Source organism: Microbulbifer maximicatervae (SeqCode) (assembly GCF_052467825.1).
In genome coordinates this window covers 109,427-129,960 of record NZ_CP174327.1, presented here as the reverse complement: position 1 = coordinate 129,960, position 20,534 = coordinate 109,427, and the positions used below count along the sequence as shown (strand labels likewise).

Sequence of the window (20,534 nt, the reverse complement as noted above, 5' to 3'; positions counted from 1 at the left end):
AGCCACCCATTGGGTGGCTTTTTTTATGGTTGTATAAAGTCGGGTCAGATTAGGCAGAGTTGCGCTGGGCTCCCCCAGTAAATAGTTTTACCTATCTTTACATTTTCATGGTGTTTACAGTTTTATCTGTTGTTAAGTTTTCTTTTTATCGCTGAAAGTTGATTTTCATTCTCTCTTCATTTTTGTACTTCTATCTATAGGTCACGTAAGTCTGCGTTTTGTAAGGCTTTTCTTGTGGTTCCTAGTTCTTTTGGTTGCTTGCTGAAAATATTTGAATATTTTTTATTACAGGAATCGATTTTGGTTTTGGTGTTTGGGAAAGGTTTTTTGTGATCTCTTCCCTCTTTTTGTTTTCTATTTCTGTCGGGTGAATTTTGACTTGCCGAATTTGGTGCGGCAGTGTTGGTTCTCGTTATGGCAGCGAAAATAACTTTTCAGGAGGTGCGTCAGCATGGGGCTAGCTATAGATAAAAATATTCGAAAAATATCCTATAAGATAGACTTTGGTGGATTTTCTTTGGATAGGAATGAAGAGGTAGGTGGGGTTTGGCCGAATGGTGTGGTGAAATATTATGTGCCCTCCAATTTAGATTCCGGTTATGTTAATTCGGTAAAAAAGGCTATGTCTCATTGGGAAATTTGCATTTATCGAAAGTTCAGATTTGCAGCGATTAAGTTCCTGCAGGTTGGAGCGGCAGGCCGTGGAGTGGTTACAATTAAGGACGACCGCAGTAGTGCGACGGTAGGGTTTACCAATAAAACCGATCAATATTGTGGTGTAGATTGGAAAACTAATAGAGCAGCGATTGCCTCCCTTCCCCATGAAATCGGTCATACACTGGGTTTGGCCCACGAACACATGCGTGCCGACGCCCCTCTGTCAGTGAAGAACACACTGGACTCCCTGCAGCAGCAAACTCGGGTGCAAACCCTCACCAGGTTTTTAACACACAATTCTGCTTTTGATGGAAACTCCATCATGATGTATGACGACCAGGCAAGGGCACTGGGGATTGTTAAAAACACTCGTGAGGGAGGCTGTAAAATATCGGCCAATCAGGTGAATAGTTCTACCTGGAATCCCAGTGCTGGGGATCTGGATATGCTTTCATATCTCTATGATGGCAATCGTCAGACGCTGCCGAGATCTTTTGCTGGGCCTTTGATGTAGCCAAAAGAACTAGGGTGCGATGCGGTTATTTTTATTGGAGTAAAAATAAGGGAGTTTTTTACTCCCTTATTTATGTTGCTACATAGTGTCGGGCTGAGCTGTAGTGGCCTCTTTAAAATTCAATTTCATATCTATCAATTAAGAAAAGGATTTTCTGGGTTTTGCTAGGAGAATATTGCCTTTTCTGTGTCGATGATTATTAACTGTCAGCTCTTAATGTGGCGAATAAAAATTCATTATCGTAAGCTGTAAATCGTGGCGTCCTATTGATCTAAATTCTGAAGAGTAACTCTAGCTTACCTGTCAAATTTTAGCGGCCAGGGGTATAGGTAATATAGATGCCACTGCTTTTCTAATTTTCCTTTCTCGTAGCTGGTGATATACACGACTTGCCCCCACTCCTATACTGCCGAAAACCAATTGTTTAGGAGCGAATATGACCAGGGCATTGATTGGGGTGATTGGAGGAAGTGGCCTTTACGATATGCCGGGGCTGACTGAGGTGGAGGAGGTCCATATCGACACTCCCTTTGGCAGGACTTCGGACGCCATTGTCTGCGGTAAGCTCGCAGGTGTGCCAGTAGCTTTCCTGGCCCGTCATGGTCGCAATCATCACCTGATCCCCTCTCAAGTGCCTTATCGGGCAAATATCCATGCCCTGCGCCAGCTCGGCGTGCGCTACATCCTGTCTCTCTCAGCTGTGGGCTCCCTACAGGAAGAGGTACGGCCGCTGGATATGTTAATCCCCGATCAGTTCATTGATATGACTCGCCGGCGGCAGAGTACCTTTTTTGGAGATGGTGCGGTTGCCCATGTGTCCATGGCCGATCCTGTATGCCCTGCTGTCGCTGATAGTTTGGCGCGTGCTTTCACGCTGACCCAGGCAGAGCAGCCAATTGAGTTACACCGGGGCGGCAGTTATATCTGTATCGAGGGCCCACAGTTTTCCACCCGTGCCGAGTCCCACTGGTATCGCAGTATGGGGGCGTCGGTTATCGGCATGACCAATATGCCTGAGGCCAAGTTGGCCCGGGAGGCACAAATTGCCTACGCCACGCTGGCTATGGCTACTGACTATGATTGTTGGCACCCTCGTGAGGAAGCGGTAACCGCAGAGGTAGCGATTGCGAATCTTCAACAAAATGCCACGCGCGCGCAGCAGATTGCGATGGAAGCCATACGTATTTTAGGTGCTGAGCAACCGGAGTCCTCCGCTCATACAGCACTGTTGAGTGGTCTGGTGACTCCCCTCGAAGCTATGCCTGAGGAAACACAAGCTGTAATAAAACCACTGCTCGCTCCGACAGAACCAGAGCTTGAAGAAATGGAGCAGTAATATCGATGCGTGAGACCTTACCCCTGCTGGAGCTATCGGATTTCCCCTCCCTGCACCGAGGGGCCATTGAGACCTTGCAGGTCAATATTGGCTACCGTTGTAATCAGCGCTGTTTACACTGCCACGTTAATGCTGGACCTAATCGAACCGAGATGATGTCGGACGACAATTTGGCGCTATTATTGGAAGTTCTTACGGTCCGTAAACCCCGTGTGCTGGATGTGACTGGTGGGGCCCCGGAATTGCACTGGGGTTTTCGATCCCTTGTAAGAGGGGCGCGAGAGCGCGGAGTGCATGTAATAGATCGTTGTAACCTGACAGTTCTTTTTGAGCCGGGCCAGGAAGATACTGCTGAATTCCTCGCTGAAAACCAGGTTGAGGTCGTTGCCTCCCTGCCGTGTTACTCAATCGATAATGTCGATAAGCAACGAGGTAAAGGGGTATTCGATAAGAGCATTGCGGCGTTACAAAAATTAAATGCATTGGGCTATGGCAAGCCCGGCAGTGGCTTAGAGCTCAACTTGGTCTATAACCCCCAGGGACCCTTTTTACCCCCGGAGCAAAGTGCCTTGGAGGCGGACTACCGAAGAGAGTTGGCGAACCACTTCTCCATTAAATTTAATCATTTGTTCGCTCTCACCAATATGCCAATCAAGCGTTTTGGTTCGATGCTGATTTCCAAGGGGCAGTTTCACGATTATATGGCGCTACTCAAAGACAGTTACAGTGCGGATAATCTCGCTGATGTTATGTGTCGTAGCTTGGTTAGCGTCGATTGGCAGGGAAATCTATTTGATTGCGATTTTAACCAACAACTCAACATGCCTATTCCCGGCCGATTACATTTGCGAGATTTAATCGAGATAGATCTAAAGGGCGCGGCAATTTGCGTTGCAGATCACTGTTATGGTTGTACAGCCGGGCAGGGAAGTAGTTGTGGTGGGGCTCTCTAGCTTTCTGTTAAGGCAGATGGAACCTGAAAACGATGAGTAAAAAAATCCTGCTGGTAGCCGCTATTGTCGTATTGGTGGCGGCTTTCTACGTGCTTGATCTGCACCACTGGTTGAGCCTGGAAAAGTTAAAGGATGGAGCGGAGGACTTTAAACGCTGGCAGATGTCGTCGCCGCTTTTAGTCGGGTTTTTGTTTCTGGTCTTCTATATTTTGGTGACTGGCTTATCACTTCCCGGGGCAGCAATTCTAACTATTGCAGCCGGCGCATTGTTCGGTCTTTTCTGGGGTACTGTAATCGTTTCTTTTGCTTCCAGTATCGGTGCCACCCTGGCCTTTTTAATGGCTCGATATTTATTCCGGGACTATATTCAGGGGCGTTTCTCCGAGCGGCTTCAAGTCGTCAATAAGGGAATTGAGCGGGAGGGGGCATTTTACCTTTTTGCGCTGCGATTGGTGCCGGCTTTCCCTTTTTTCCTAATTAATATCCTGATGGGGCTCACCCATATTAAAGCCTGGACTTTCTACTGGGTTAGTCAGCTCGGAATGCTGGCGGGTACGATAGTTTACGTAAATGCCGGCACCCAGTTGATGAGAGTGGAAAATCTCAAGGATATTTTATCTTTGCCACTGTTATTGTCTTTTGTTCTATTGGGTGTGTTTCCCTTAATTGCAAAATATGCGCTCAACTGGCTTAAGCGCAGGCGTCAGGCCGGGTGATCGATTTATGCAGAAACCTAAGAAATTTGATCGTAACTTAATTGTAATTGGTGCTGGTGCGGCGGGCTTGGTCACGGCTTATATCTCTGCGGCGGTTAAAGCAAAAGTTACTCTGATCGAAGCGGGTAAAATGGGTGGTGATTGTCTCAATACCGGCTGTGTACCCAGCAAAGCATTAATTATGTGTGCGCGGCAGGCCCATAGGGCGCGATGTGCAAGTGAGTTTGGCGTTATTCTTCAAGAGCCCGTAATTGATTTTCCCCGGGTTATGCAGCATGTCAGAGAATCTATTCAAGCAATCGAACCCAACGACAGTGTTGAGCGCTATACCGAGCTTGGGGTTGAAGTACTACAGGGAAGCGCAGAGTTGGTAGACCCCTGGACGGTGAAGACCTGTCTAAACGATGGGGGAGAGCAAATACTGACGGCGAGAGCTATTGTATTGGCTACCGGCGCTGAGCCGAGTGCCCCGCCGTTTCCCGGACTCGATCAAGTGAATTACCTCACAAGCGATACCTTGTGGGATCGCTTTACCCAGCTACAAGCCCCGCCCCGCCGACTGGTGTTATTAGGTGGCGGGGCAATAGGTTGTGAGCTGGCACAAGCATTGGTCCGGCTCGGTTCGCAAGTCGTCTTGGTGGAAAGATCCGACACTATATTACCGGAGCTTGATACGGAAGTATCTGCAGCTGTAGCTGAGGCGCTCACCCGCGATGGTGTAGAAATATTAACAGATCATGAAGCCGTTGAATTTGAGGGTAGTCCCGAACGAAAGGGTGGAACCCTAATTGTTCAGAATAAGGGCAATAAGGTTAGGTTGGAGTTTGATGAAGTAATTCTGGCGCTGGGTAGAAAAGCGAAATTGGCAGGTCTTGGGCTTGAAAACTTGGGTTTGCAGGAATGTGGCAGGCTTCAATTGGATGGATACCTGCGTACAACCTATCCCCATATTCTTGCTGCAGGAGATGTTGCTGGACCTTATCAATTTACCCATATGGCCTCCCACCAGGCCTGGTATGCGGCGGTGAATGCACTTTTTGGTGATCTCAAAAAATTTGCCGTAGATTATTCATTAGTTCCCAGTGCTGTATTTGTTGATCCTGAGGTGGCCAGTGTTGGCCTTTCTGAGGAGGCCGCTCGTAAACAGAATGTTAATTACGAGATAACCCGCTACGATCTCGAACATTTAGATCGAGCGATTGTCGATGGTGCGCGCCGAGGTTTTGTGAAAGTACTCACGGTGCCGGGGAAAGATAAAATACTCGGTGTTTCCATTGTCGGAGAAAATGCAGCGGAATTAATTGCGGAGTTTATTTTGGCGATGAAACATGGGCTGGGATTGAATAAGATACTCTCAACGATTCATATCTATCCCACGATGAGTGAAGCCAATAAATTTGTCGCGGGCAATTGGAAACGTGCTCACGCACCAGCAGCTATTTTACGTTTCTTAGAGGTTTTTAACCGCTGGAGGCGCAACTAATGCAGTTCAGTGTGATAGTCCCTCTATTAAATGAAAAGGAACAAATAGCCTCTTTACTGGATCACTTGCAGCAATTGAACGCGCAGGAAGATTGTGAGGTTATTGTCGTAGATGGCGGCAGTACCGATGGTAGTGTTGAGATTCTAGAGCAGTCTGGTTTGCAGCTGGTCCACGCCACTCGGGGTAGGGCGGTTCAGATGAATGCTGGTGCGTTAATGGCTAAAGGTCAGTGGTTAGTGTTTTTGCATGCCGATAGCCGTCTACCCGCAGATGCCCACAAGTCCATCGCAAACCTCGAAAAGGAGAATGCCCACTGGGGGCGTTTTAATATTCAAATTGTCGGACACAGTTTTTGGTTTCCCTTGATTGCGACTTTGGTTAATTTACGCTCTCGTTTTAGTGGTATTGCTACAGGGGATCAGGCCATTTTTGTGCGCCGTGGTTTGTTCGAAGCTATCGGTGGATTCCCTGTGCAGCCGTTGATGGAAGATATTGAGCTGAGTCGTCGTTTGCGTAGTTATTACTGGCCCTATTGTTCTCGGGAAAAAGTAGAAACCTCAGGGCGTCGCTGGGAAAAGTACGGCGTATTGAGAACTATTTTATTGATGTGGCGATTGCGTTTTGATTACTGGCGGGGCGTATCAGCAGAGAGTTTGGCAAAGCGCTATGAGTAGTTTTCTATTGCCGCCCATGCGTCTTGTAGTGATGGCTAAGGCTCCGTTGCCAGGGTATGCAAAAACTCGGCTAATTCCTACTTTGGGAGAGAAGGGCGCAGCCGCTCTCGCATTACAGTTATTGCAGGATACATTGGCAGAAGCGGTGAAGGCGGGTCTGGGCCCTGTCGAGCTGCATGCTGCGCCCAACTCCCGGCATCCTTTCTGGCAGGAGTTCAAGTTGCCTCAGGGGGTAACGCTTTACAGCCAGTCAGAAGGTGATCTCGGTCAGCGCTTGTGGCGGGCTGCGAAAAGTTCTTATGCCGCTGGCCAGGGGCTCTTTTTGTTGGGGACAGATTGCCCTGCATTAAATGCAGAAAGACTCCGAGCCGCAGCTATGGCACTAGTGCATACAGACTCCGTTATGTATCCCGCAAATGATGGTGGCTACACCCTATTGGGCTTGAGGCAGCTGCATTCTCGCTTGTTTGAAGATATATGTTGGAGTACTGAAGTCGTTGCCCAGCAAACCCTGGAGCGATTACAGGAATGTGATATGCAGTGTCAGCAATTGGATGTGCTTGTAGATATTGATGACCCTGAGGATTTGCAGTTTTTACCTAGAACTCTTTCGAGGAGTCTGGCAGATTTTCGGGAAGCAGATTAAAAGCAATCGAGAGTAAGGGGTATTTCTAGCTTGAACCAGGAAGTGCTGGCTCTAGGAATATAACTTCCCGCGTGACCTGCCAGCGCCCATCTTCATACACCAAATCGATCGCCAGTTTTAACAGTTGCTCCTGGCCAGCCAAATTGTTTTTTCGCGAGAAGATCACTAAAGCACTGTTTTCATTTGCCACTATGTGGTGAATTTTTTTCCAGCCGTTGAGAGGTAGTTCACCCGCGTCACGCTTGGCTTTAAACATATTGATGAAGGCCGTTTTGTCTGCCACCGTGACCCGGTCCGAAGGATCTAGTATGAAGACCTCCATTTCCCGGTGGTAGACACTTTCCAGTTCGTCTTCTCTGCAGTACACCCCGGCCTGCACGAGGTAGTCAATAAACTGCTCGATCTCTCTTACCGTATCTGGATTATCCATCGCTCAGGCACTCCAACCGGGACCAGATGAATATAGATTAAGGTGGAGATATTTGGGGCTTTCTTCGGCCAGGTTAAGCGGGGATTAGAGAGCGGGGGCGGCGCTGGCTTCGGAATTCACTGCGCTGTTCTCAGCAAGGATCCCACCGTTTTCATCATTGGCTGCGGCCAGTCGTTGTTCCTCGATGCGGCTACTCCAGCTCAGCAGGGCTTGATAGTGGCGGATATTCTGTACATAAGTCACCGGCTCCCAGCCTCGGGCATAGCCGTGTTTGGTGGTCTTGTAATACTGGCGCTTGGCCAGAAGGGGCAGGTGTTCGCGCACATCGGGCCAAAGATCTGGATTGCCGCCCATTCGTTCTGTCAGTACCCGGGCATCCTCAAGGTGGCCATAGCCTACGTTGTAGGCAGCCAGTGCCATCCAGGTTCTGTCGGGCTCGCGAATGCGATCCGGCAGTTTGTTGCGGATTTGTACGATATAGCGGGCACCACCCTCAATGCTCTCTTCGGGGTTCAGGCGGTTTACACCGAGATCTTTTGCGGTGTTCAGAGTCAGCATCATCAGGCCGCGTACACCGGTGCGAGAGCGGGCACGCGGATTCCAATAGGATTCCTGGTAGCTGAGGGCCGCGAGTAAGTGCCAGTCGAGGTCATATTGGTCGGCAACCTTTTGCATGGTGCCGCGCCACTGGGGCAGGCGCTCGCGGCTGCGCTTGGCAAAGGCCTTGGCGCCGCCCACATTTAGGTCGCTGACGTGGCCAAAAAACTCTTCCCGCAACTGGGCAATCATGCCATTGGTATTGGCGCGCAACATAAAGCGGCGTGCACTGCGATAGAGGCTGTCGTCATCACTTTGTGGGAAGGCCCAGGAAACCGGCTGGAACTGGGTGAGGTTGAACGCAACCGCGGTGTTTGGGTAAAGGCCGCGATGAACTGCATAGGCGTTGGAATCGACAATTGCATAATTGTATTTTCCTTCCTGCACCATCTCTACCAATTCCATGGCGTCCACGTCGGAAACTTCCTCCCAATCCAACTCGGTATAGCGGGCGGAGAGTTTCTTCATTTCTTCTGCGTGAGCGCTACCCGCGATGACAGCGACCTTTTTTCCTTCGAGATCGCTAGTTTTGCGCGGCCGCTGTTCGCCAACTCGGTAGATAACCTGTTGGCGAATCTCAAAATAGGATGGGGTAAAGCGGACTTGTTCGCGACGCTCTGGAGTTACCGTGAGGCCGGCAGCCGCGAAGTGCGCACCACCCTCCGGGTCGCGCAGCTGATTGAACATTTCGTCCAAATCGTGCACGTCGCGAATTACCAATTTCACCCCCAGCTCCTCAGCAAATGCACGCAGCATGCCGTATTCAAAGCCCGTCGGGTTGCCGGAGGCGTCTTCGTAATAAGTGGTGGGGCCGTTTTGTGACAGGACAACCAATTCACCGGTGGCTTTGACACGCTCGAGCGTATTAGGTGCTTTACTGGCAACCAGCAGGGAGGCGCAGCAGGACAGGGCGATCCCTTTGCACACACGGCGGACGTAGCGCAGCATACGGCTTTTCATCATCATAGGCTGTCCCCTCTAGCTAGTCCGTTGGTTTATTTGCTGTTGTGCCTAAGGCCCTGTATGTCGATTTCGCTCTCAAATACGAGGGCAAAATTTGACGCAGTCCGCCAATTTTACATTATTTGACGACAATCTGCCCAGTTTGTCTTTTGAACACTGTGATCTGCGCGCTTGCAAAGCATTACAGACTTAGGTATGCGAACCTGGCTTTGATACAAAGTTGGTTTATTTACAGCCAAGCTTGCTGGTCTTTTGAACATTCAGGTTACTAATTAGTTCATGTGTACCCAAGTGTCGGGCGGGTGTGTTGGAGTGGCGATGCTTCAGGTACAATTGCGCCTCTCAAATTTCCGGGGCCTTGTGCGAAATCCCATTCGCGCAATCTTTCTCATTTAGACAAGAGGCTATCTCCCGCAATGTTAGTTCTGCGTGGTGCTCCTGCACTGTCGAAATTCCGCCATAAAAACCTGCTCAATCAACTGCGCGCGCTGCAACCGACCATCGACGATCTCTACGCTGAGTTCGTTCACTTTGCAGACAGCGACTCACTGGATAACCAGGAGATGGCCCTGCTGGAGCGACTGCTCCAATATGGCCCAACCGAGGAAAAGCACGAGCCGAAAGGCGAGTTGATCCTGGTAGTGCCGCGTCCGGGCACAATTTCTCCCTGGTCTTCCAAGGCTACTGACATTGCTCATAACACTGGCCTGAACAAAGTTCATCGCCTGGAGCGTGGCATCGCCTACTACGTTACCGGTGTCGAGTTAACTGAAGCTGAACGCCTTGTGCTGGCCTCCCGCTTACACGATCGTATGGTTGAAGCGGTATTCACCGATTTTGCTCAAGCTGAGCAATTATTTGTGGAAGAAGCGCCGCGCCCGTTGCGCGGTGTGGATATTCTCGAGGGCGGTCGCGAAGCTCTGGAAGATGCCAATGTCACCTTGGGCTTGGCCTTGGCTGAGGATGAGATTGATTACCTGCTCACCAGTTTCCAAGAGCTGGAGCGCAATCCCACAGATGTAGAGCTGATGATGTTTGCCCAGGCAAACTCCGAGCACTGCCGCCATAAGATCTTTAATGCCTCCTGGACCATCGACGGCGAAGAAATGCCGCACTCCCTGTTCGGCATGATTAAGAATACGTACCAGAAGGGTGGTGACAATGTGTTGTCCGCCTATGCGGATAATGCAGCCGTCGTTACTGGTAGCGAAGCGGGGCGTTTCTACCCGGATCCTGACAGCAAGGAATACGGTTTCAGCACTGAAGCCATTCATCTGCTGATGAAAGTGGAAACCCACAACCACCCAACCGCGATTGCTCCTTTCTCCGGTGCTGGTACCGGGGCCGGTGGTGAAATTCGTGATGAAGGTGCAGTTGGCCGTGGCTCCAAACCAAAAGTGGGCCTGACCGGTTTTACGGTTTCCAATTTGCGCATTCCCGGCTGGGAGCAGCCTTGGGAAGCCAACTACGGCAAGCCTGAGCGTATTGTTACCGCTCTGGATATTATGATCGAAGGCCCGATCGGTGGTGCAGCATTTAACAATGAGTTTGGCCGCCCGAATATCTGCGGTTACTTCCGTACCTTTGAAGAAAATTTCGATGGCGAGCGTCGTGGCTATCACAAGCCGATCATGTTGGCTGGTGGTTACGGCAATATCCGCGAAGAGCATGTAGAGAAGCCCGAGTTTTCCCCCGGTGCCAAGCTGGTAGTGCTGGGTGGCCCGGCCATGTTGATTGGCCTCGGTGGTGGTGCAGCCTCCAGTATGGCCAGCGGCTCCAGCTCTGAAGATCTGGATTTCGCTTCAGTACAGCGCCAAAACCCGGAAATCGAGCGTCGCTGCCAAGAGGTGATCGACCAGTGCTGGCAGCTGGGTGAGAGCAATCCCATTGCCTTTATCCACGATGTGGGTGCGGGCGGTTTGTCCAATGCTTTCCCCGAGTTGGTGAAAGATGGTGGTACTGGCGGTAATTTTGAACTGCGTAATGTGCCCTGTGATGAGCCGGGTATGAGCCCGCTGGAAATCTGGTGTAACGAATCCCAGGAACGCTATGTACTGGCAGTGATGCCGGAAGACCTGGAGCGCTTTGAGCAAATCTGTGAGCGTGAGCGCGCGCCTTACGCCGTTGTCGGTGAAGCTACCGAAGACAAGCACCTGCTGTTAAATGACAAGCAATTCGAATCCAAGCCTGTGGACCTGCCGATGTCGGTGTTGTTCGGCAAGCCGCCGCGCATGCACCGTGAAGCAGAAACTCGCCAGGTGGAAAGTAAGGCATTTTCCACAGCAGATATCGACCTGAATGAAGCGGCTGAGCGGGTGCTGCGCCTGCCCACAGTGGCTAGCAAGAGCTTCCTGATCACTATCGGTGACCGCACTGTAACCGGTCAGGTTTCCCGCGATCAGATGGTCGGTCCCTGGCAGGTGCCGGTGGCCGATTGCGCGGTAACTACCGTTGCCTATGACAGCTACGCCGGCGAAGCCATGTCTATGGGTGAGCGCACCCCGGTGGCATTGCTGGATGCACCGGCCTCGGGCCGTCTGGCAGTGGGTGAGGCAATTACCAATATCGCCTGTACCCCAGTGAAGCAACTGTCCGATATCAAACTCTCCGCCAACTGGATGTGTGCAGCGGGCCATCCGGGTGAAGAGGAAAAACTTTATCGAACCGTAGAAGCGGTGGGTATGGAGTTGTGTCCTGAATTGGGCATTACCATCCCGGTGGGCAAGGACTCCATGTCTATGCGCACTGCCTGGGAGGAAGAGGGTGAGCAGAAATCGGTTACTGCACCGCTGTCTCTGGTAATTTCTGCCTTTACTCCGGTAACTGATGTCCGCAAGACAGTGACACCGCAGCTGCGCACCGATAAAGGTGAGAGTGAGTTGCTGTTTATCGATCTGGGTGCCGGCAAAAATCGCTTGGGCGGTTCCTGTCTGGCGCAGGTCTACAACGAGCTGGGTGACAAGCCCGCAGACCTGGACGATGCCAAGAAGCTGAAAGGTTTCTTCGAGGTGGTACAGCAGGCTCTGAATGAAGACCTGATCATGGCCTACCACGACCGCGCTGACGGCGGTCTGTTTACAACCCTGGCGGAAATGGGCTTTGCCGGCCGCGTGGGTATGGATGTGGAAATCTACGAATTGGGTGAAGACCCGATTGCGGCGCTGTTCAGTGAAGAGCTGGGTGCGGTATTGCAGGTTCCCGCCTGTGAAGCGGATATGCTGGTACAGCGCTTTGCCGCTGTGGGTGTACCCACCCACAAGATCGGTTACCTGAACAATAACGAACACCTGTGCATCACCAATAACGGTGTTGAAATCTTCAAGCGCTCTCGTGCTGAATTGCAGCAGATCTGGTCGGAAACCAGCTACCGTATCCAGTCCCTGCGTGATAACGCCGAGTGTGCCGAGCAGGAATTCGCTGCAATTGCCAAGGAAGACCCGGGCCTGACAGTAAACCTCACTTTCGATATCAACGACGATATCAGCGCACCCTATATCGCTAAAGGTGTTCGCCCGAAAGTTGCTGTACTGCGAGAGCAGGGTGTGAATAGCCAAGTGGAAATGGCGCACTCTTTCCACCGCGCTGGCTTTAACGCTGTCGACGTACATATGAGTGACATCCTGTCTGGCCGTGTAGCGTTGGATGAGTTCAAAGGCTTGGTGGGCTGTGGTGGCTTCTCTTACGGCGACGTACTGGGTGCCGGTGAGGGGTGGGCTAAAACCATCCTCTTTAACGATCGTGCCCGCGATCAGTTTGAGGGCTTCTTCAATCGCAACGAAACCTTCGGCTTGGGGGTGTGTAACGGTTGCCAGATGTTCTCGGTGATCAAAGAGCTGATTCCAGGTGCTGATCACTGGCCGCGCTTTGTGCGCAACCTCTCTGAGCAGTATGAAGCGCGCTTCGCACTGGTAGGCATTGAAGACTCACCTTCCGTGTTGTTTAAAGGTATGGCGGGTACTTACATGCCGGTTGCCGTTGCTCACGGTGAGGGGCGCGTAGAGTTTGCTGACCAGCAGGCGCTGGAGAAGTGTGAAGCTTCCGGCACTATCGCGATGCGCTACCTGAATAACAAAGGGGAAATCACCCAAACTTATCCGGCCAACCCCAACGGCTCGGTAAATGGTATTACCTCCCTGAGTTCTGAAGATGGCCGCGTGACTATTATGATGCCGCATCCTGAGCGTGTTGCTCGAGCTGTCAGCAATAGCTGGCATCCAGATGAGTGGAAAGAAGATTCCGGCTGGATGCGCTTGTTCCGCAACGCGCGGGTGTTTGTCGACTAAGACAAGTCATTCCCTCGGTTTTTTGCCTGCCGAGGTACGCGTAAAGATTGTGGTGGCCGTTTCAGGTCACCACAATCTTTAGTAAAAATAGAAATATTTTTGTAATATTTTTCAGCCCTTTCATTTCTTGGCGTATTTTTTCCCTTCCTTAAAGTAGAAACTTCAGCTACTGCTATACTTAAACGATTATTCGAAATAACGTTTTTGCTATGGTGCAGTTATCTGTTGTATTTGCAGTTTACTTGCTCATTGCTCCATCCAATGTCTTGCTGGGATTAGGGTTCACATTTAATTCCGCTCGATTCTTTTCAAATTTCATCGTTTTTAACCTTTTCAGAAAAAAGCAGTTTCTGAGGGGGTATTCCTGCCTGGTAAAAGTGATTAAGGAGAAAACTATGGCGTACAGCGAAACTCTGGCTGAAAAAGTGCGCAAATTACTTCAGGGAAATGAAGGCCTCAGTGAAAAGCAGATGTTTGGAGGTCTCGCTTTTATGTTGAATGGCAATATGGCCTGTGGGGTTGTTGGAGAGGAGTTGATGGTCCGGGTTGGGCCTGATGAGTATCAAACTGCGTTGGCCGAACGCTATACCCGGCCTATGGATTACACCGGGCGCCCCTTAAAAGGCATGGTGTATGTGGAAGAAGATGCTGTCGCAGAGGATTTGGATAACTGGGTCAGTCGTGGAGCGGTATTTGCGGGCTCACTTCCTCCAAAATAATCGCTTATATTCACTGAACTTAGCAAATTAGTTTCTTTTTATTGCATGGTGAGTGATTAGCAGTCAGGAGTTGGCGTGAGTTCGCTGTTTTCTACGCGTTGACTTCTGTACGGCCTACACTCAGCGAAATAAATGTGACCCCGGTTCTATTCCCTCTTGGTCCTTGCTGATTTACCGCTCAGTAGTCTGAAAGGATATTGATTATGTATTTTCTCGAATTGAATAACGGTGTAGAGATACCTCAGCTCGGCATGGGAATGGCTGCGATTGGCAGCTGGCAGCAGGATGATGAGTATGTAACAGAAGTTATTTTGAAAGCCATGTCTGTGGGATATCGTCATTTTGACACAGGATCGGTCTATGGAAATGAGCGAGCTCTGGGAAGAGCGATCAAAGAATCCGGCTTAGCGAGGGAAGAGCTTTTTATTACCAGTAAAGTTTGGGATACGGAGCAGGGAACCAATAAAACTCACGATGCATTTGCCCGTAGCCTTGAGCGATTGCAGCTGGAATACCTGGACCTATATCTGATCCATTGGCCTATGCCGGCCTATACCCGGGAGACCTGGGGTGCAATGGAGGCGCTTTACCAGCAGAAAAAAGTGCGGGCCCTGGGAGTGTCAAACTTTCGTAAATCTGATATTGAACAACTGGCGACTTTCTCGGAAGTGCGCCCTGTTTGTAATCAAATTGAACTGCATCCCTATTTCACTCAGCAGCCTTTAGTAGATTATTGCCAGTTCCATAAAATTGCGATTTGCAGCTGGTCTCCTTTGGGGTCGGGATCTACATGGAGCGGTGTCGAGGCTCATGAAAAACCTCTCATAGATCCAGTAATTGTGGATATTGCGAAAAATCACGGGGTGACTTCGGGGCAGGTTATCCTTAAGTGGAATATCCAGCAGCATCGCATAGTTATTCCCAAGGCGGAAAGCCTGGATCACATTCGCAATAACTTCTTATTATCTGATTTTAATTTGAGCAATGCGGAGATCCAGGCAATTAATGGATTGAACTGCAATAAAAGGTTGGGCGGTGATCCCGACTATGTTAATCAGAAAAACATAATGGTCAAAGTGCCCGACTAAATTTTTTCCAGCAAAGCATAGGTCGCTATAGCACAGGCGGAAGTAACATTCATTGAGGAATTGATACCCTGCATAGGTATGTGTACCACAGCATCTGCCAGCTCCAGAAGTTCAGGGTTGACCCCATCTTTTTCAGAACCCAATACCAAACATATTTTATTCCCTTTGGAAACGGGGGTATCTTTGAGTTCGACGCTATTTGAGGCAATCTCCAGGCAAATTAATCGATAGCCCTTATTTTTTAAGGTTTGCGCGATATTGACTGCAGATGAGTGATATTCGTAGGGAACGTACTTTTCTGTAGACCGGGAAACTTTCCGAATTTTGGAATTAGGTGGAACCAGGCTTTCACCAGTTAAATAAATTTTCTCTACGCCGAGTGCATCTGCGATACGAAATAGGCCGCCGACATTGCTCGGTGTACCGATATCGGTGGCTAAATAGCATAATGGGTAAGTGTCTGTGCTGGGTTGATGACTACTGTGATCTGTCTGCATTTTTTGGTTTGTTACTATAGGAAGTGGGGAAGTTACCACTTCCCCAGGAAAGTACTGCGGTATTGATGGGGGAGTTAGTGGCTGCTCTCTGCGATTTCGAGAGCCTCCTCGGCGACTCTTTGCGCAGCAGCCTGGCGATTACGCATCTGCTCTACCAGAGAGGGCTCCCGGTTGGCCTTTTGATTCTGGATATGCACCGCTTGCCTGTATACCTTATCTGACACAATAAACTCTTCCGCTCGCTGGTTGATTTCGCTGTAGCGTGTATTCAGTTCTGAGATCTTCTTGGATAGATGTTCAAGATCCAGGATATCGTCGAAGTAAAGGGCGATCAGCCGCTCGCACTCCCTGGCGATTGCAAGGTACTCGTTGCCTACCTGCCGGTGTCCCTCATAGTTCTTTTTAAAATTGAAGAAAGTTTGCACACCGCCCAATAGCGCGGCCAGCAGGGCCAGCGCCGCACCACTCCACTTGGTCCAATCAGGCAGCTCCGCATTGATCAAGGAGAAGAAAAGCGAACCGAGGAATAAGTTGACGACAACGATGGGCACCCCGCAAAGCACATGCAAATTGCGCCCCTTCATAGAGGCTCGAAAGTGGCTGTGTTTGCACAGGTGAGCATTCCAGCGGAGCTTCTCCAGGACTTCCACGGTATTGGGTATAGTGCTCATGATTCCTTTCCGACCTCATTCTACTTCTAGCTATTGTGGGCGATAGTTTGACGGATGCCAGCGAGATGTACAAAAGTGATGGTTCAAAGGGCTACTTTTTCAGTCTTGATAGTCAGGTATGTCCATATTTTTGGGTGCGCGTAAGTGATTACATACCCTACTGCTCGCAATGCCTTCAGTTACATAGATTGCTATTTGATCACTGAACATCAGTTATTTAAGGGATTCAACGGTGTAACACCCAATTCCATGAGGGAATTTTACTTTAGGAATAAAAAGAGCTGCGCAAAAGGACCAGTTTCTTGTATTTTTATCGGCCATCTTGACCGAGGAGTTTATACCCCTCCCAAGATTCAAACTTATAAAAATTAAACCCTTGAGTAGTTGGGGGCACGTATGTCGATTGCGCGGCAGCGCTTTATAGTTTTGGGGCCTCTTTTTGCTGTGGCCTTCTATTTCTTTTTATCAGCGTTGGGAATGCAGTATCTACCGGCAGTAACTGCTGCAATTACCTTGTTAACCGTGATTTGGTGGATAACAGAGGCACTGCCAATCCCCGCAACGTCACTGGTGCCTTTTGTCCTCTTGCCTCTATTTGGAGTGGCGGATCATCGGGAGGTCGCAGCTTCCTTGGGAAGTCATGTCATTCTGTTGTTGATGGGGGCCTTTATTTTATCCAAGGCCCTAGAGAAAAGTGGGGCTCACGAGCGCCTTGCCCTGTACATGTTGCGTCTTGTGGGGGTCTCCAGCGGCCGCAGGCTGGTGCTCGGATTTATGTTGGCGGCAGGCTTCTTGAGTATGTGGATTTCCAATACTGCTACCACATTGATGATGCTGCCTATAGCCCTGGCGATTCTCAGTAAGATCGACAACGAGCGCTTAAGTATTGCCCTGATCCTGGGTATTGCCTATGCCGCAAGCCTGGGTGGGGTAGGTACTCCTCTGGGCACGCCACCCAATGTTATTTTTATGGGAATATACGAGGAAGTAACCGGACGAGAGTTTAGCTTCCTGGGCTGGATGAAAATAGGAGTCCCAGTTGCTTTGGTGACGCTGCCTATAATGGCCCTCTGGCTGACCCGTCATGTGCATCTGAAAAATGATATTGAGCCCCCTCAAGTGGGAGAGTGGAGGCAAGAGGAAAAGCGAACCTTAATGGTTTTCGGTGTGGCGATTCTCCTATGGGTTACTCGCAATGCACCGTTTGGTGGTTGGAGTGAATTGATAGGTATTGATGCTGCCGGTGATGGAACCGTGGCTCTAGCAGCCGTAGTCGCTATGTTTCTAGTGCCTAACGGTAAGGGAGGGCGGCTGCTCGATTGGCAGACGGCAGAGACGATCCCCTGGGGAATGCTATTACTGTTTGCCGGTGGTATAGCGCTAGCAAAAGGTTTCTCCAGTTCCGGACTGAGCGATATGCTCGGCAACGGTCTTTCTTTCCTGACGGCGATGCCACTGTGGTTGTTGTTGGTAATTCTATGCCTTAGTGTGACCTTCTTGACAGAGATAACCAGCAATACAGCTACGGCAACTCTACTTATGCCAATTTTAGCTGTAGCCGCCACTTCAGCGGGTTTTGAGCCCATGGTGCTGATGATACCTGCGGCGATGAGTGCCAGTTGCGCATTCATGCTGCCTGTAGCTACAGCGCCTAATGCGATTGCGTATGGAACCGGTAAAGTACGTATACAGGATATGGTTCGAGAGGGCGCGATACTTAGTGTGACGGCATCGCTGATAATAGCGGGGATGAGCTGGTTGATCCTGGCTGGTTAGTGTTTGTCTATATCATAGCCAGCGTGAGATGTGCATAAGCAGGCGAATGGATAAAAGAAAAATAGATAGGGGAGATAGAGTTCGATGAATAAAACCACAGCAACACTGTTGCTCACCCTTGGTTTAGTAGGGTGTGGCGAGACAGAAAATAACCAAGTAGCAGAGAACAAAACCTTTTTTAGCGAACAGGCTTCCGCTCCTGTAGCCAAGAAGGTGCCCCATAAAATGGTTATGCATGGCCATGAGCGCATCGATAATTACTACTGGATGCGCGACGATGAACGTAAGGCGCCAGATGTTATTGCTCATCTGGAAGCAGAAAATGCTTATACCGATTCGGTAATGCACCACACCAAAGAGTTACAGGAATTACTCTTTGAGGAAATGACTGGCCGTCTGGAGAAAGATAAATCAACGGTCCCCGTTTATTATAATGGTTATTGGTATTACAGCCGCTATCTTCCCGAGAAAGAATACGCGATCCACGCGCGACGTAAAGGGACCCAGGAAGCACCTGAAGAGGTTTTGCTGGATGTGAATATGCTGGCTGAAGACCACGGCTACTTTAGTGTAGGGCGCCTGGCGGTTTCTCCCAGTAATCAATTGGTAGCATATCCTGAAGATAGTGTTGGGCGCCGTGTTTACACGATTCGCTTCAAGGACTTAAAGACCGGTGAGATGCTGCCAGATAAATTGGAGAATGCTTCACCAGTTGCCGTTTGGGCAAACGATAACCAAACTGTCTTCTATATCAATAAAGACCATCAAACTCTGCTCGGCTATCAGGTAATGCGCCATAAGTTGGGCACGCCGCAGAGTGAAGATGTTGTTGTTTACGAAGAGATGGATAAGGCTTTTTATACGTGGATTTCCAAATCCCGGGATGGGGAGCTGATACGCATTCACCACAGCTCTACAACTAGCAGTGGCCAGTCAATCCTGGACGCAAACACCCCTCTCGCGGATTTTGCTCCCTTATACCCCCGGGAAGAGGATCATGAGTATTCAGCGCTAAAGTTAGGGAATGATTTTTATATCATGACTAACTGGCAAGCTGAAAACTTCCGACTTATGAAGGTTGCCATCGAGGATGCAGCAGATAAGTCTAATTGGCAGGAAGTCATACCTCATAGTAGTGAGGTTTTGTTGGAAGATTTCACTTTATTTGATCATCATCTGGCAGTAATAGAACGAAAAGCGGGGCAAACGGGTCTCCGAATTATCAATTTAGAGAATAATAAAGACTTTCAAGTCGGGTTTAATGATCCAGTATATAGGCTGGGCTTGAGTTCAAATCCAAACTTGGACTCAGAGAGTGTTCGAGTATCTTATTCGAGTTTAACGACACCAAATAGTGTCTATGAAGCCAAGCTAGATAGTGGCGATTTGGAATTGCTTAAACAAGACAAGGTTCTGGGTGGTTTTGACCCAGAGCACTATCAGAGCGAAGGAATCCTGGTAGCTGCACGCGATGGTGTTAAGGTGCCAGTATCTTTGGTTTATCGTAAAGATAAATTTAAGAAAGATGGCTCTAATCCATTACTGCAATATGCCTATGGCTCATACGGTAGTACCGTTGACCCCTGGTTCCGCTCTTCAGTAGTGTCTTTGCTTGATCGTGGTTTTGTATTTGCTATTGCCCATATTCGTGGCGGCCAAAAGTTGGGGCGTGCCTGGTACGAAGATGGAAAGATGTTCAATAAAAAGAATACTTTCACTGATTTTGTCGACGTTACCAAGGCGTTGGGGAAATTAAAATATGGCGCCTCTGATAAGATCTTTGCTTCAGGCGGCAGTGCTGGCGGGCTGTTGATGGGCGCGGTAGTCAATATGGAACCGGGTTTGTACCGGGGTGTTACTGCTGCGGTGCCATTTGTTGATGTAGTTACTACCATGCTGGATGAGTCAATTCCCCTGACCGTCAATGAATATGATGAGTGGGGCAACCCAAATAACAAGGATAGCTATGAATATATGCTTTCCTATTCTCCCTATGACCAGGTTAAAGCTCAGGATTACCCCAATATGTTGGTAACCACTGGGCTACATGATTCCCAGGTGCAATACTTTGAGCCAATGAAATGGGTGGCAAAGTTACGCGAGTTGAAGACTGATGAAAATCAGTTGCTATTCAATACCAATATGGAAGCAGGTCACGGTGGCTCTTCGGGTCGTTTCCGTCGCTATAAGGAGACCGCTTTACAGTATGCATTTTACCTCGATTTGCTTGGGTACAAAAATGTAGAGACTGATAAGAAGGTTAAGTAATAAATAGGTTATGCTTATTTTAGAGATATAGGTCTGATTATGGGTGGCTAATTATTCTTTATACCTCTGCTTAAGTATCATGTAAATAAAGGGGAGCTAGCTCCCCTTTATTTGTTGGGGAAATTGAAGTGTCCTTTTCTTTTTCAGCCTCCTGAAATATTAACTTCTAGAGCCAGCTGGCTTTTCGTGTTGTTTGGGCAGGATAAACACGCACCACCTTTTTAGTATTCCGCTAAAACTCCAAATGCTTTGAATTTCTATTT

Annotated in this window: 16 protein-coding genes; 12 read left to right on the top strand and 4 right to left on the bottom strand. The window is 49.3% G+C overall.

The genetic code is table 11. From position 1 onward, the window contains the following. Positions 1 to 451: 451 nt before the first annotated feature. The 7 genes from ACJJII_RS00625 (at position 452) to ACJJII_RS00595 (ending at position 6,979) form a co-directional block, all read left to right on the top strand. Entirely contained in the window at positions 452 to 1,171 is a 720-nt protein-coding gene (locus ACJJII_RS00625; RefSeq protein WP_444917962.1) for a M12 family metallopeptidase, read from the top strand. 436 nt (positions 1,172 to 1,607) lie between these two features. Next, positions 1,608 to 2,507, top strand: a complete 900-nt coding sequence (gene mtnP / locus ACJJII_RS00620) for an S-methyl-5'-thioadenosine phosphorylase (protein ID WP_444917961.1) — start codon at positions 1,608 to 1,610, stop codon at positions 2,505 to 2,507. A 5-nt stretch (positions 2,508 to 2,512) separates the two neighbouring features. Then, positions 2,513 to 3,460, top strand: a complete 948-nt coding sequence (gene arsS, locus ACJJII_RS00615) for an arsenosugar biosynthesis radical SAM (seleno)protein ArsS (RefSeq protein ID WP_444917960.1) — start codon at positions 2,513 to 2,515, stop codon at positions 3,458 to 3,460. A gap of 32 nt (positions 3,461 to 3,492) precedes the next feature. Beyond that, positions 3,493 to 4,176, top strand: a complete 684-nt coding sequence (locus ACJJII_RS00610; RefSeq protein ID WP_444917959.1) for a TVP38/TMEM64 family protein — start codon at positions 3,493 to 3,495, stop codon at positions 4,174 to 4,176. A gap of 7 nt (positions 4,177 to 4,183) precedes the next feature. After that, a complete protein-coding gene (locus ACJJII_RS00605) occupies positions 4,184 to 5,659 on the top strand; it encodes a dihydrolipoyl dehydrogenase family protein (RefSeq protein ID WP_444917958.1) in 1,476 nt (491 codons plus the stop codon). Next, positions 5,659 to 6,333 (top strand): TIGR04283 family arsenosugar biosynthesis glycosyltransferase, encoded by a 675-nt coding sequence (locus tag ACJJII_RS00600; RefSeq protein WP_444917957.1) that lies wholly within the window; start codon positions 5,659 to 5,661, stop codon positions 6,331 to 6,333. The genes ACJJII_RS00605 and ACJJII_RS00600 overlap by 1 nt, the downstream gene beginning before the upstream one ends. Further along, on the top strand, positions 6,326 to 6,979 hold the full coding sequence (locus tag ACJJII_RS00595) for a TIGR04282 family arsenosugar biosynthesis glycosyltransferase (protein ID WP_444917956.1): 654 nt from the start codon (positions 6,326 to 6,328) through the stop codon (positions 6,977 to 6,979). The genes ACJJII_RS00600 and ACJJII_RS00595 overlap by 8 nt, the downstream gene beginning before the upstream one ends. Positions 6,980 to 7,004: 25 nt before the next feature. On the opposite strand, the gene ACJJII_RS00590 is transcribed toward ACJJII_RS00595, so the two are convergent. Together ACJJII_RS00590 and mltF are read right to left on the bottom strand one after the other, a co-directional pair. Further along, entirely contained in the window at positions 7,005 to 7,409 is a 405-nt protein-coding gene (locus ACJJII_RS00590; RefSeq protein WP_444917955.1) for a hypothetical protein, read from the bottom strand. A gap of 84 nt (positions 7,410 to 7,493) precedes the next feature. Then, positions 7,494 to 8,972 (bottom strand): membrane-bound lytic murein transglycosylase MltF, encoded by a 1,479-nt coding sequence (mltF, locus tag ACJJII_RS00585; protein ID WP_444917954.1) that lies wholly within the window; start codon positions 8,970 to 8,972, stop codon positions 7,494 to 7,496. Between the two features lie 413 nt (positions 8,973 to 9,385). Here mltF and purL point away from each other — a divergent pair, with 413 nt between their 5' ends. The 3 genes from purL (at position 9,386) to ACJJII_RS00570 (ending at position 15,059) form a co-directional block, all read left to right on the top strand. After that, positions 9,386 to 13,252, top strand: a complete 3,867-nt coding sequence (gene purL / locus ACJJII_RS00580) for a phosphoribosylformylglycinamidine synthase (RefSeq protein WP_444917953.1) — start codon at positions 9,386 to 9,388, stop codon at positions 13,250 to 13,252. A gap of 395 nt (positions 13,253 to 13,647) precedes the next feature. After that, a complete protein-coding gene (locus ACJJII_RS00575) occupies positions 13,648 to 13,971 on the top strand; it encodes a TfoX/Sxy family protein (protein ID WP_282933807.1) in 324 nt (107 codons plus the stop codon). A gap of 203 nt (positions 13,972 to 14,174) precedes the next feature. Further along, positions 14,175 to 15,059 carry an aldo/keto reductase gene (locus tag ACJJII_RS00570; protein ID WP_444917952.1) on the top strand — a complete coding sequence of 295 codons (885 nt, stop codon included), beginning with the start codon at positions 14,175 to 14,177 and terminating at the stop codon, positions 15,057 to 15,059. Here the strand turns inward: ACJJII_RS00570 and ACJJII_RS00565 are convergent. Continuing rightward, on the bottom strand, positions 15,056 to 15,556 hold the full coding sequence (locus ACJJII_RS00565) for a TrmH family RNA methyltransferase (protein ID WP_282933805.1): 501 nt from the start codon (positions 15,554 to 15,556) through the stop codon (positions 15,056 to 15,058). The genes ACJJII_RS00570 and ACJJII_RS00565 overlap by 4 nt on opposite strands. A gap of 74 nt (positions 15,557 to 15,630) precedes the next feature. Beyond that, a complete protein-coding gene (locus ACJJII_RS00560) occupies positions 15,631 to 16,227 on the bottom strand; it encodes an SLATT domain-containing protein (RefSeq protein ID WP_413662971.1) in 597 nt (198 codons plus the stop codon). Between the two features lie 396 nt (positions 16,228 to 16,623). Between ACJJII_RS00560 and ACJJII_RS00555 the strand changes: the two genes are divergently transcribed. Then, positions 16,624 to 18,003: an SLC13 family permease gene (locus ACJJII_RS00555; protein ID WP_444917951.1), complete on the top strand. Its 1,380-nt coding sequence runs from the start codon at positions 16,624 to 16,626 to the stop codon at positions 18,001 to 18,003. An 84-nt stretch (positions 18,004 to 18,087) separates the two neighbouring features. Continuing rightward, positions 18,088 to 20,271 carry a S9 family peptidase gene (locus ACJJII_RS00550; protein ID WP_444917950.1) on the top strand — a complete coding sequence of 728 codons (2,184 nt, stop codon included), beginning with the start codon at positions 18,088 to 18,090 and terminating at the stop codon, positions 20,269 to 20,271. Positions 20,272 to 20,534: the final 263 nt, after the last annotated feature.

Coding starts and splice junctions, on each gene's coding strand:
- mtnP (WP_444917961.1), top strand. CDS start 1,608: ATGACCAGGGCATTGATTGGGGTGATTGGAGGAAGTGGCCTTTACGAT.
- purL (WP_444917953.1), top strand. CDS start 9,386: ATGTTAGTTCTGCGTGGTGCTCCTGCACTGTCGAAATTCCGCCATAAA.
- ACJJII_RS00555 (WP_444917951.1), top strand. CDS start 16,624: ATGTCGATTGCGCGGCAGCGCTTTATAGTTTTGGGGCCTCTTTTTGCT.
- ACJJII_RS00560 (WP_413662971.1), bottom strand. CDS start 16,227: ATGAGCACTATACCCAATACCGTGGAAGTCCTGGAGAAGCTCCGCTGG.
- ACJJII_RS00550 (WP_444917950.1), top strand. CDS start 18,088: ATGAATAAAACCACAGCAACACTGTTGCTCACCCTTGGTTTAGTAGGG.
- ACJJII_RS00590 (WP_444917955.1), bottom strand. CDS start 7,409: ATGGATAATCCAGATACGGTAAGAGAGATCGAGCAGTTTATTGACTAC.
- ACJJII_RS00625 (WP_444917962.1), top strand. CDS start 452: ATGGGGCTAGCTATAGATAAAAATATTCGAAAAATATCCTATAAGATA.
- ACJJII_RS00595 (WP_444917956.1), top strand. CDS start 6,326: ATGAGTAGTTTTCTATTGCCGCCCATGCGTCTTGTAGTGATGGCTAAG.
- arsS (WP_444917960.1), top strand. CDS start 2,513: ATGCGTGAGACCTTACCCCTGCTGGAGCTATCGGATTTCCCCTCCCTG.
- ACJJII_RS00565 (WP_282933805.1), bottom strand. CDS start 15,556: ATGCAGACAGATCACAGTAGTCATCAACCCAGCACAGACACTTACCCA.
- ACJJII_RS00600 (WP_444917957.1), top strand. CDS start 5,659: ATGCAGTTCAGTGTGATAGTCCCTCTATTAAATGAAAAGGAACAAATA.
- ACJJII_RS00575 (WP_282933807.1), top strand. CDS start 13,648: ATGGCGTACAGCGAAACTCTGGCTGAAAAAGTGCGCAAATTACTTCAG.
- ACJJII_RS00605 (WP_444917958.1), top strand. CDS start 4,184: ATGCAGAAACCTAAGAAATTTGATCGTAACTTAATTGTAATTGGTGCT.
- ACJJII_RS00570 (WP_444917952.1), top strand. CDS start 14,175: ATGTATTTTCTCGAATTGAATAACGGTGTAGAGATACCTCAGCTCGGC.
- mltF (WP_444917954.1), bottom strand. CDS start 8,972: ATGATGATGAAAAGCCGTATGCTGCGCTACGTCCGCCGTGTGTGCAAA.
- ACJJII_RS00610 (WP_444917959.1), top strand. CDS start 3,493: ATGAGTAAAAAAATCCTGCTGGTAGCCGCTATTGTCGTATTGGTGGCG.